Annotated in this window: 7 protein-coding genes; 5 read left to right on the top strand and 2 right to left on the bottom strand. The window is 43.6% G+C overall.

Going from position 1 to position 13,233, the window contains the following annotated elements:
* The first annotated feature begins 156 nt into the window (after positions 1 to 156).
* A complete protein-coding gene (locus I2F54_RS01750) occupies positions 157 to 1,581 on the top strand; it encodes a Gfo/Idh/MocA family protein (RefSeq protein ID WP_195500379.1) in 1,425 nt (474 codons plus the stop codon).
* A 122-nt stretch (positions 1,582 to 1,703) separates the two neighbouring features.
* Here the strand turns inward: I2F54_RS01750 and I2F54_RS01745 are convergent, their stop codons facing one another.
* A complete protein-coding gene (locus I2F54_RS01745) occupies positions 1,704 to 3,290 on the bottom strand; it encodes a glycoside hydrolase family 31 protein (RefSeq protein WP_087412104.1) in 1,587 nt (528 codons plus the stop codon).
* 252 nt (positions 3,291 to 3,542) lie between these two features.
* Between I2F54_RS01745 and I2F54_RS01740 the strand changes: the two genes are divergently transcribed.
* The 4 genes from I2F54_RS01740 (at position 3,543) to topA (ending at position 11,330) form a co-directional block, all read left to right on the top strand.
* Positions 3,543 to 4,067: an NUDIX hydrolase gene (locus I2F54_RS01740; RefSeq protein ID WP_195500378.1), complete on the top strand. Its 525-nt coding sequence runs from the start codon at positions 3,543 to 3,545 to the stop codon at positions 4,065 to 4,067.
* A 73-nt stretch (positions 4,068 to 4,140) separates the two neighbouring features.
* Positions 4,141 to 7,173, top strand: coding sequence for a tetratricopeptide repeat protein (locus tag I2F54_RS01735; protein ID WP_195500377.1), 3,033 nt, complete (start codon positions 4,141 to 4,143; stop codon positions 7,171 to 7,173).
* A gap of 9 nt (positions 7,174 to 7,182) precedes the next feature.
* Complete coding sequence (locus tag I2F54_RS01730; RefSeq protein ID WP_195500376.1) at positions 7,183 to 8,847, top strand: TonB-dependent receptor; 1,665 nt, start codon at positions 7,183 to 7,185, stop codon at positions 8,845 to 8,847.
* A gap of 134 nt (positions 8,848 to 8,981) precedes the next feature.
* Entirely contained in the window at positions 8,982 to 11,330 is a 2,349-nt protein-coding gene (gene topA / locus I2F54_RS01725; protein ID WP_087425520.1) for a type I DNA topoisomerase, read from the top strand.
* Positions 11,331 to 11,404: 74 nt separating this feature from the next.
* Here the strand turns inward: topA and argS are convergent, their stop codons facing one another.
* Positions 11,405 to 13,222 carry an arginine--tRNA ligase gene (gene argS, locus I2F54_RS01720; protein WP_195500375.1) on the bottom strand — a complete coding sequence of 606 codons (1,818 nt, stop codon included), beginning with the start codon at positions 13,220 to 13,222 and terminating at the stop codon, positions 11,405 to 11,407.
* Positions 13,223 to 13,233 lie beyond the last annotated feature (11 nt).

Below are 13,233 nucleotides of genomic sequence, written 5' to 3'. Positions count from 1 at the left end.
AACAACGAATATAAACCAAATTGTTAATTATTACTTTATTTTCATATATATGTGAGTATTCCAACAGCCAACAGGCTCTTTTAAAAAAGAACCTTAGAGCATATTAAAGAAGAAAAAACAAAATTTATTAACCATTAATCCTCAAATTCTATTATCATGAAAAAAAACATTCCGCTAATTATATTAGCTATCGCTTGTATAGTGGCAGGTCTGTTCCTCGCAATGGATACGCATAATGAGGACACATATACACAATGTGTCACTGTATCTACTCCCGAACGTCCTGCAGGCCAACGAGATGTTATCGGGTTGAGTTGTCCACCTATTGAAACTGTACGTATTGGGTTTATCGGATTAGGTTCACGAGGTAGTGAAGCCATTCGACGCTTCACCTATCAAAAAGGGATCGAAGTAAAAGCATTATGTGATTTACACCAAGCGAACGTAGACACCTGCCAGCAAATGTTACTACGCGCTAATATGCCCAAAGCGACAGAATATTATGGAAGCGAAGACGCTTGGAAACAAGTATGTGAACAACCGGATATCGACCTTATTTATATAGCTACAGATTGGCTGCACCATACCCCCATGATGGTCTATGCCATGGAACACGGAAAACATGTAGCATGCGAAGTACCTGCAGCCATGAACATGGAAGAGATATGGAAAACTATAGATACAGCTGAACGTACTCGCAAACATTGTATGATGCTTGAGAACTGTGTATACGACTTTTTCGAGATCACAACTTTAAATATGGCACAACAAGGCTTATTTGGAGAAATCACTCACGTAAAAGGAGCTTATAATCACTGTCTACAAGAATATTGGGATGATTACAATGCAGATTGGCGTATGCAATACAACATCAACAACAGAGGAGATGTATACCCGACCCACGGCATGGGACCAGCTTGTCAGTTATTAAATATTCACCGTGGTGACCGGATGAAATACTTAGTGGCAATGGACAGTGATCCTATTTCGCTACCCGAATATCTAAAAGAACATGGAAAAGGAACAGAAGCTCAAAAACTACAAAATGGAGAAATCACCCTGACATTAATACGTACAGAGAAAGGAAAAACAATCCAAATAGAACATAATGTAGCCTCTCCACGCCCTTATAGCCGTCTATATCAACTTACAGGAACCAAAGGATTTGCCGACAAATATCCGGTAGAGGGTTATGCGCTGAACAGTAAAGATCTTCCTCAAGAAATTACAAAAGAACAAGTATTTACAGCCCATGAATATATGCCTGAAGAAATAAAAAGCCAGTTAATGAATCAATATAAAGATCCTATTATTAAAACAATGGAAGAACAGGCTAAAGAAGTAGGTGGACACGGCGGTATGGACTTCATTATGGACTCAAGATTAATTTATTGCCTACATCACGGATTACCGTTAGACATGGACGTTTATGACCTTGCCGAATGGTGTTCACTTATCCCTTTAACCAAACTTTCTATAGAAAATGGTTCAGTTCCTGTAGAAATCCCCGATTTTACACGAGGTAACTGGAATAAGGTGCAGGGTTATCGGCATGCATTTGTCAAGGCTGAAAGAAATTAAAAACAGACTCTCTTTACAAATTCCTCTAACCTTTTATAAATCTATTTAGTTGCACAGTTTGTACCATCAAAATAGTACAAACTGTGCTTGTTTTATAGCTCTATCCGTTTTACAAAAACACCTTATTTGATCCTCTCAAAATATGGCAAACGTTCCAATGGAACTTCTATTTCAATAGTTTTCGGGCCTCTAAACTTTTTACCCATATCATCCCGCCATTCACCTTTGGGTAATTTCACCTTTCGATAAGTTCCTTTTGTTACCATCGGGGCCACCAAATATTTATCTCCTACCATAAACTGGTCATGACAATCTGTAAATCCCTGATGAGGAAATGCATATTCCAAATGTCTTACAATAGGTTCACCCGTTTGAGAGGCATGAACAGCCATTTGCAAAAGATAATTTCCCATTTGCTCGTGAAACCGGGCAAACTTGCAACAAATATCTAAATGCTCTCTGTCCAGTATGCGCCAAGGAGCAACAGAAAATTGCATCATAGGCATAAAAGCATGAATCTGACACGAGCGAACTATTAACTCTTGATCGAAATTGTCAGTATCAATATCTAAGAATGAACCAAACTCACCGCCGCCAATCATGTCGGGACAAGTGTACGCATGTCCTAATAGACCCGCTGCCACCATATCAGGTATTAATAATGCAGAAGCACTCCACGAATAAGATTTATCTCCCAAACGTTGTACAAGAGGTTGCCCACCAAGTTTATATGACGTTCTAAATTCATTATATGAGAATTTCAATCCTAATTCCGCCCATTTTTGAGAAAATGTACACGCATTAGCATTCGAATCATAAAAAGTATATTCATCTGTAAAATGAGCGACATCACCTGCATCAAATTTATAGCCATCAATCCCATATTTCTTTTGAGCATTGCATAACTGTGTTTCCAAATAAGCCGATGCTTCCGGATTTGTCATATCATAACAGGCGCTTACACCATTCCACCAATATATCATAGCCGGAGTAACTCCATCTTTTTCTTTCACCAGATACCCTTTTTGAGCCAAAAATCTGTATTCAGGACTATCAGCAGAAACAAAAGGAGAAATCCATACCATAACTTTAAAACCTTGCTTATGCAGACGTTCAATCATACCAGCCGGATCTGGAAACTTTTCCTGCTTAAAATCAAAATTTCCATAATATTTTTGCCAATTATCATCTATCATAAAGATACCTGTCGGAAAATTATTTGCTAATATATCCTGAGCATATCTCTCTATATCAACTTGATTTTGATTGTACATCAGTTCAATCCATGTGTTATACTGTGGTTTAGAAAAAAATATTTCTTCAGGTAGCTTCCCCGAAGGCGGAAAATAATTGGCAGAAGCATTGAGATAAGCATCCTTTAATGTTTTTCCTGCTGAAATGACATTCAATTTTTCATAATCAGAATGAAGAAGCAATGTATCATTCTGCAATCGAAAACGAAAAGGTTGTTCGCTCCAGATATAACGTCCTTCAGAAGATAATAGCAACGGAACAACCTGATTATTCAAGTTCTTCCTTCCCAAATCATACCACTCTGTTGTTGAACTAAAAGGCATTTGGCTACCCAACGCAACCAAACCACCCCACCATTTTTCACCTTTCAAAGGTGATACAGCTGTGTCATACTGTTGCGCTACGACAGAAAAAGTCGAGCATAAGACTAAAATAATTAAAAAAACTTTCTTCATAATATTAAAATTTATTTGAGTTTAGAAAAAGATAAGTACAATAAGCAGAAAATATATTCTCATAGTAACAGAACATTAAGCAGCAATAGAAACCTAAGAGCCACATTTTATAACATCTCTTATTGTAAAAAGAGATGAATAATAAATAAGATACTCACCATGCTATTAAAAATAAAATAATAATTAACAATAGAAAGTGACCAATTTTATTTCCTATCTTTGCTTACTGCAACCACTAAAACTATAAATAATATGGAACATCCTCTTTCTCAATTCAAATATTGTCCGAAATGCGGTTCGGAACATTTCGAAATTCATAATGAAAAATCAAAATTCTGCAAGGATTGCGGCTTTGTCTATTATTTCAATTCCTCTTCCGCTACCGTTGCCCTGATACTGAATGAGCGGAACGAACTGTTAGTGTGCCGCCGCGCTAAAGAACCGGCCAAAGGAACACTGGACTTGCCGGGCGGTTTCATTGACATGGCGGAAACCGGCGAAGAAGGAGTAGCGCGTGAGGTGAAAGAAGAGACTGGTATGACAGTGACACAAGCCGAATATCTGTTTTCATTGCCGAACATCTATATTTATTCAGGATTTCCCGTACATACGCTGGATATGTTTTTCCGCTGTACGGTAGCCGATACTCTGCATTTCGAAGCAATGGACGATGCGGAGGAGGTTTTCTTTCTTCCTTTACAAGACGTGCATCCGGATGATTTCGGACTGGCCTCCATTCGTAAAGGTCTGCAAATGTTCCTGTCCGGCATATCCTAAAAAAGCCAAATAACCGGAACATTTTCAAACCAAAACCCGTATTTTTGTAAAAGCATCCATTCTATAACCGAAGATGAAACATAAAATTTACCGCATAGTATACACTGCGCTTTGCTGCGCACCATTGCTCGCGACAGCACAGACGAGCGAGAAAATCACTTCTCCGCAACGACTGTATGAAGAAGGACGGAATCTGTTCCAACAAAAGGCATTTGCCGCAGCCATGTCTCCTTTACATACTTTTGTAAAACAAATCAATGCGGAAGGCAACCCGTTGTCTGCCGCCGGAGACAAAGAAGAAGCCGAATATATGCTGGTATGTGCCGAATACGAACTGAGAAGTCCCAATAGTATAGAACTGTTGCGGAGTTACCTCGATGTGTATCCCGACACTCCCCATGCCAATCGTATTTACGCCCTTATAGCATCTGCCTATTTCTTCGAGGGAAAATATGATGAAGCACTCGCCATGTTCAATTCCGCCCGGCTCGACCTCCTAAGTAATGAAGAGCGGGATGACATGACCTATCGTTTGGCAACCTGTTTTCTGAAAACGGGCAATGTGAAAGAAGCCGCTATCTGGTTTGAGACATTACGCAGTACCGGCTCCAAATATGCAGCGGATTGCACGTATTACCTTTCGTATATCCGCTACTCACAACAACGGTATGAAGACGCTCTCAGCGGTTTTCTCAGTCTGCAGGACAATACGAAATACAAGACGCTCGTCCCCTATTACATTGCGGAAATATATCTGATTAAAAAGAATTATGACAAAGCGGAAATAGTCGCGCAAAACTATCTCTCTGCCTATCCCAACCAAAAATATACGGGAGAGATGTACCGCATACAAGGTACGGCCGACTATCATTCCGGCAAATACCACGAAGCCGCAGAAGCTTTCAACCGATACCTGAAAGACAATGTGGAATCCACCCGAAGAAGAGACGCGCTCTATATGTTGGGAATGTCCTATTATCAGACGGGAGTCTATTCGCAGGTTCCTGTCATTCTGGGTGAAGTGACTACCGATAACGACGCGCTTACGCAAAACGCTTACCTGCATATGGGATTGGCCTACCTGCAGCTTGCCGACAGGAATAAAGCCCGTATGGCATTTGAACAGGCCGCCGCATCCGACGCTGACCAGAAAATAAAGGAACAGGCATCCTACAACTATGCCCTCTGCATTCACGAAACGTCTTATTCCGCATTCGGCGAGTCAGTGACAGTCTTTGAGCATTTCCTGAATGAGTTTCCCAACTCCGTATATGCCGATAAAGTAAGTAACTATCTGGTAGAGGTCTATATGAACACCCGCAGTTATGATGCCGCCCTCAAATCCATTGAACGCATTGCACGTCCCGGAAAGGCTATCTTGGAAGCCAAGCAGAAAATCCTGTTCCAATTGGGAACCCAATCCTTTGCCAATACGCAGTTCGAACAGGCCATCAATTACTTCAACCAAAGTATTGCCTTAGGCCAATATAATCTGCAGACAAAAGCCGACGCCCTTTACTGGCGGGGCGAATCGTATTATCGGCTGAACCGTATGCAGGAAGCTGCCCGTAACTTCAACGAGTATCTGTCACTTGCCCTGCAGAAAAATACGGAAATGTATGCCCTTGCCTACTACAACTTGGCATACATAGCTTTCCACAAAAAAGATTATGCAACGGCACAAGACCGTTTCTTGAAATTCATCCAACTGCAAAAAAACGGAAACGCCACTGTCCTTGCCGATGCGTATAACCGTATCGGCGACTGCTACATGCATGTCCGCCGTTTCGACGAAGCCAGACAATACTACACCCGGGCGGAAAACCTGGGTACGCCTGCCGGTGATTACTCCTACTACCAACTGGCTTTGGTGTCGGGCCTGCAAAAGAACTATGACGGAAAAATTACGTTGCTCAACCAATTGGCCAGCAAGTACCCGAATTCACCCTATGCCGTCAATGCGCTTTATGAGAAAGGCCGTTCGTACGTGCAAAGCCGTAACAGTAACCAAGCCATCGCTACTTTCCGGGAGCTGCTGAACAAATATCCCGAAAGCCCCGTCAGTCGTAAGGCTGCCACGGAAATCGGACTGTTATATTATCAGAACGATGATTACAACCACGCTATCGAAGCTTACAAATACGTCATCTCCAAATATCCGGGCAGCGAAGAAGCACGGCTTGCCATGCGCGATTTGAAATCCATCTATGTGGAAGCCAACCGTGTGGATGAATTCGCAGCGCTTGCCGCCCAAATGCCGGGCGTCATCCGCTTTGAACCCAGCGAGCAAGATTCGCTGACTTATATCGCCGCAGAAAAAGTGTATATGAAAGGGGAAATCTCCCCTGCAAGAGAAAGTTTCATCCGCTATCTGCAAAGCTATCCAAACGGAGCGTTCAGCTTGAATGCACACTATTATCTGAGTCTTATCGGAAAAGAGCAGAAAGACGAAACCGCCGTACTGGAGCATACAAGCAAACTGCTGGAGTATCCGGACAGTCCGTATTCGGAAGAAGCCTTGTTGATGCGAGGGGAAATCCTGTTCAACCACAAAGAGTACGAACGGGCCCTGGCAGACTACAAACAGCTGCAAGCCCGTGCCACAACCGCCGAGCGCCGACAACTGGGCCTCACAGGCGTACTGCGCTGTGGTGTGTTATTGAAGGATGATATTGAAGTGATACAGGCTGCGACCGCCTTACTGGCCGAAGCCAAGCTGTCCCCCGAATTGCAGCATGAGGCTTTATACTATCGAGCCAAAGCCTATCTGAACCAAAAAGCGGTGAAGAAAGCGGCGGATGACTTGAAAATCCTGGCACAAGATACCCGTACATTATACGGTGCGGAAGCCAAGTATCTGGCAGCACAACTGATGTACAACGCCGGCGACTACGCTGCCGCCGAAAAGGAAATATTGAACTTCATCGACCAAAGCACACCGCACGCCTACTGGCTGGCACGCAGCTTCATCCTTCTGTCCGACGTATATGTTGCCATGGACAAGAAACTGGATGCACGCCAATATCTGCTAAGCCTGCAACAAAATTATCATGCTGACGATGATATTGAAGGAATGATTCAAGAAAGACTGGAAAAGCTGAAATAAAAGAACACAATGAATATGAGAAAGATACAATATATTCTCAGCGGAATAACGCTGATGACGCTACCTTTGGGTACCCATGCCCAACAACAGCCTCAAGACTCCACTGTGAACCGGACAGTTGTTGTGGAACAGGAGTATAATCCCGATATTCTGGACGCGTCCAAAATAAACGTGCTTCCTAAAGTAGAGCCGCCGACCGCCAATAAGAGGACAGTGGAGTATGATGTAACCCTTATGCCCGCCAATACAATTCCTGCAACTGTCATGCAGGCATATACCGGAAAAGAGACGCAAGCCAAGACACAGCCCGGATATATCAGACTGGGCTATGGTAATTACGGGAATCTGGACGCACGTGCCAGCTATCTGTTCACGCTATCCAACAGTGATCGTATCAACCTGAATTTCCATATGAACGGTATGGATGGCAAACTCGAATTACCTGACAATGACGGCAAATGGAATTCTTATTACTATCGTACTCATGCCAACATCGGTTATTTACATCGCTTCAAGAAAGTAGACTTGGATGTTGCGGGTAACTTTGGATTAAGCAATTTTAATTTCCTGCCTGATGCAGCCGTCAGAAAACAGAAATTCACTTCAGGCGACATTCATTTCGGAGTGAAATCCACGGATGAGGAACTGCCTCTCCAATTCAGCGCAGAAACCAACCTAATGCTCTATGAACGCCAATACGATTTCGGTTCACTGAATAATCAAGAGAATATTATCCGTACCAAAGCACTGGTTGCAGGCGGCATATCCGAGGAACAGATTGTCGGTATCGGTTTAGCAATGGACAATGTACTGTACAAGAATAATAATTTTGAGAACTACACCTCACTCAACCTGAACCCGCATTACCGTTTGGAAAACGATGATTGGAAAATACGTATCGGCGCACAGGTTGACATGGCTTTCGGTTTCGGAAAGAAATTCCGGGCAGCTCCTGATGTGGCGGTAGAGTATAACTTCGCGGATAGCTACATCCTATATGCGCAGGCCAAAGGAGGAAGAGTGCAAAATGATTTTCGCCGTTTAGAGGCATTCTGCCCATACGGGCTGGTAACTTCGCAACCGGATGCCACATACGAGCAAGTGAACGCCGCCCTCGGCTTCAAGGCCAGCCCGGCAACCGGTTTATGGTTGAACCTGTATGCCGGATACCAGAACTTGAAAGATGATTTGTTTTTCCATCCGGCAGGTTTCGATGAAACTACAGAGGGACACTACCGGACGCTCGCCATCAGCCAATGGAACACCAGCAACATCTATGCCGGTGCAGAGGTACGCTACGACTATAAAAACATATTCTCATTCGTCGCTACCGGAACTTACCGCAGTTGGGATACAAAGGATAACAGTCAATTCGGTGTCAAAGACTATGTGCTCACTTACAAGCCGGCCTTTGAAGCCAATCTGCATATAGACGTACATCCTATATCCGCTTTACTCCTTAATCTTGGCTATCGGCATATTTTGCGCGAGAAGGTAGAGGAAGGCAAGGTTAATGCAGTCAATAACCTTTATTTAGGCGGTAGTTACGAGTTTTTTAAAGGAATATCCGTTTATGCCCGCATAAACAATTTATTAAACCGGAATTATCAATATTACTGGGGATACCCGACCGAAGGCACCAACTTTATCGGAGGTGTAAGTCTCAAATTCTAATCTCCGGATTAAAAACATTACGAGCAAAAAAGGACATTTTTGCTAAATTCTCCTTATATTATAAGGTGGAAAGTTTGTTTTTTCCTACTTTTGCGGGTAAATTAGTGGTTGGAACCACTATAAAACAGAAATTTATGCAGAAAAACCTTGTCATTGTCGAGTCTCCGGCAAAAGCAAAAACCATTGAAAAGTTCCTAGGAAAAGACTATAAAGTCCTTTCCAGCTATGGTCATATACGCGATTTGAAGAAAAAAGAGTTCAGTATTGATATTGATAAAGATTTCAAACCGCATTATGAAATTCCGGAAGATAAGAAAAAGGTTGTGGAAGAATTGAAAGCCGAAGCCAAAGAAGCGGAAACCGTATGGTTGGCATCCGATGAGGACCGTGAGGGAGAAGCGATTGCATGGCATTTATACGAAGTGCTGAAACTGCAACCGGAACATACCAAGCGCATCGTCTTCCATGAAATCACAAAAAGCGCTATCTTAAAGGCCATCGAGCAACCACGTAATATTGACATCAATCTCGTAGATGCACAACAAGCACGCCGTATTTTAGACCGTATCGTAGGGTTTGAACTTTCGCCCGTGCTATGGAAAAAAGTGAAACCGGCACTTTCCGCCGGTCGTGTACAATCAGTATCCGTTCGCCTCATCGTAGAACGTGAGCGGGAGATACAAGCTTTTCAATCGGAAGCATCTTATCGGGTTACCGCCATATTCCTCGTACCCGATGCCGATGGCAAGCTGGTTGAAATGAAAGCCGAATTGGCACGCCGTATCAAAACAAAAGCCGAAGCTCAAAAACTCCTGGAAAGTTGCCGATCAGCCACTTTCACCATCAATGATATTTCCACCCGCCCGCTGAAGAAAAGCCCTGCGGCTCCTTTTACGACATCTACCTTGCAACAAGAGGCCGCCCGTAAATTAGGATTTACAGTTGCACAAACCATGATGGTTGCCCAACGGTTGTACGAGTCGGGAAAGATTACCTATATGCGTACCGACTCCGTCAATCTGTCCGAGCTGGCTGTAAACAGCAGCAAATCAGTCATTGCCAGCATGATGGGAGAACGTTACGTATATCCGCGTCATTTCGCCACGAAGACCAAAGGCGCTCAAGAGGCTCACGAAGCCATTCGTCCTACCGACATGGAAAATGCTAAAATAGAAGGTAGTCCACAGGAACGAAAACTGTATGACTTGATATGGAAACGTACCATAGCCTCCCAAATGGCGGATGCGGAAGTTGAGAAGACTACCGTAAATATCAGCATCAGTAACGAGTCGGATACGTTCAATGCCACAGGAGAAGTTGTGAAATTTGACGGTTTTCTCCATGTATATCGCGAATCCATTGACGACGATGCGGAACAAGAAGATGAAACACACTTGTTGCCACCTTTGAAGAAAGGACAGATTTTACAGAGCCAAAGCATTACTGCTACGGAACGCTTCACGCAGCATCCTCCCCGCTACACAGAAGCCAGTCTTGTACGCAAATTAGAGGAGTTGGGCATCGGCCGTCCTTCCACATACGCTCCTACCATTTCTACCATACAGCAACGCGGCTATGTGGAGAAAGGCGAAAAAACCGGAGAAGAACGTTCTTATAATATACTTTCATTACAAGACAGCAAGATTACAGACGTTACCCAAACAGAAATAACAGGAGCCGAGAAAGCTAAATTGATGCCTACCGATACGGGTACCGTAGTCAATGACTTCCTGATGGAATATTTTCCCAATATCCTTGACTATAACTTTACCGCCAGTGTTGAAAAACAATTTGACGAGATAGCCGAGGGAGAAAAGAAGTGGACAACTATTTTGGGCGACTTCTATAAGGGCTTCCACCCGTCCGTAGAAAATACGCTCGCCACCAAGAATGCCCATAAAGCCGGTGAACGCATCTTAGGCGAAGAACCGGGCAGCGGTAAGCAGGTATCTGTAAAAATCGGCCGCTTCGGTCCTGTTGTACAGATTGGCACTGCCGGTGACAATGAGAAGCCGCGTTTCGCACAACTCAAGAAAGAAATGTCCATTGAAACAATCACGCTGGAAGAAGCGCTAGACCTGTTTAAACTGCCTCGTACTTTAGGTGAGTATGAAGGTAAGGCGGTTACCATAGGAACCGGTCGCTTCGGACCTTATGTGTACAATAACGGAATGTACACTTCACTTCCGAAGACCATAGACCCTATGGAAATTACACTGGACGAAGCAATCCAACTTATCCAGAACAAAAAAGACGCCGAAGCTCAAAAACATCTCAAGAAATTTGATGAAGAACCGGAGTTGGAGATTCTAAATGGCCGCTATGGACCCTATATATCCTATAAAGGAAACAATTATAAAATTCCGAAAGATATTATTCCGCAGGATTTAAGCCTGGACGCATGCAGAGAAATCATCAAACTGCAAAGTGACCCGGACGCGCCGAAAGCCAAACGAGGTAAATATGCCAAGAAGAAAAAATAATGAGGTTATATTAAAAAAAGAAAAGCCCTCTCTACGGATTCGTAGAGAGGGCTTTTCATATAGAGTACTTTCAACTACATTCTGTCGGGTACTTCAATGCCAAGCAATCCCATTCCCAAACGTACCACCTTGGCTACGTTCTCGGATAAGGCAAGACGGAATATCTTCACCGCTTCATTCTCCTCACGCAAGATGCTGAAATCATGATAGAACTGATTATATTCTTTCACAAGATCATAAGTATAGTTCGCAATCAGAGATGGACTGTAATCCTCGCCTGCTTGTTTCACAACAGTTGCAAAATCTGCAACCATCTGTATCAGACCTTCCTCTTTCTCACTCAATTCAATACCCGCGGGAAGTTGTGCAGGAACGGTGATGCCTGCCTCTTTCGCCTTGCGAAGAACGGATTGTATACGTGCATATGTATACTGGATGAACGGTCCTGTATTACCGTTGAAGTCAATGGATTCCTTAGGATTGAACGTCATGTTCTTGCGGGCGTCCACTTTCAATATAAAATATTTCAAAGCGCCCAAACCGACAATACGGGCAATATTATCAGCCTCTTCCTTGGTCAGGCCGTCCAGCTTACCCAATTCTCCGGAAGTCTCCTTAGCGGTATTAATCATTTCAGCCATTAAATCGTCAGCATCCACAACCGTACCCTCACGGCTCTTCATCTTACCTTCAGGCAGTTCCACCATACCGTAGGAGAAGTGAACCAGCCCCTTACCCCACTCAAAGCCCAACTTATCGAGCAAAATAGAGAGTACCTGAAAATGATAATTTTGTTCATTACCTACCACGTAAACCATCTTGTCAATGGGAAAATCGGCAAAACGCAATTTGGCCGTACCAATATCCTGTGTCATATAAACAGAAGTTCCGTCGGCACGGAGAAGCAATTTATGGTCAAGTCCTTCTCCGGTCAGGTCGGCCCATACGGAACCGTCCTCTTTGCGATAGAAGAAACCTTTCTCCAAGCCCTCCATAACTTTCTCCTTACCTTCCAGGTAGGTTTCCGACTCATAGTAAATCTTGTCGAAAGTAACTCCCATCATGCGGTAAGTCTCATCAAATCCTGCGTATACCCAGTCATTCATCTTTTTCCACAAAGCACGTACTTCAGGATCATTGGCTTCCCACTTCACCAGCATTTCACGCGCCTCTTTCATCAAAGGTGATTCAGCTTCCGCTCTGGTCTTGGCCTCTTCTTCGCTCAGACCTTCACTTTGGAACTTCGCCATCAACTCTTTGACTTCAGCCTTGTAATGCTTATCAAAAGCCACATAATAATCACCAATCAGATGATCACCTTTCTTTCCGGAAGACTCGGGAGTTTCACCGTTGCCATACTTCTGCCACGCCAACATCGACTTACAGATATGAATACCACGGTCATTCACAATATTTGTCTTTACCACTCTGTTGCCATTGGCCAAAATGATATTTGCCAATGCATTACCCAACAGGTTATTGCGGACATGGCCTAAATGGAGCGGCTTATTCGTATTGGGCGAAGAATATTCAATCATCACCAACGGGGACTTGTCGGTAACAGTGGCAATGCCATACTGTACATCCGCATGGATGCCATTCAGCAATTCAATCCATGCCGAAGAAGCGATAGTCAGGTTCAGGAACCCTTTGATAACATTGAATGCCGAAACCGAAGGCTCGTTTGCCTGCAGATATTCGCCAATCTCTTGTGCCGTCTGCTCCGGTCCTTTCTTAGACATGCGGAGAAAAGGGAAAACAACCAACGTAAGGTGTCCCTCAAATTCTTTCTTGGTTTTCTGCAACTGCACCTGTGCAGCAGGAACATCCTGTCCGTACAACGCTTTCAATCCGCTAATTACGGACGTTACCAATTTCTGTTCTATATTCATGATTCAAATGT

This window comes from Bacteroides clarus, assembly GCF_015555825.1.
Taxonomy (GTDB): domain Bacteria; phylum Bacteroidota; class Bacteroidia; order Bacteroidales; family Bacteroidaceae; genus Bacteroides; species Bacteroides clarus.
Note: the sequence above shows the minus strand (reverse complement) of the source record. Positions and strands in the feature narration are given on the sequence as shown.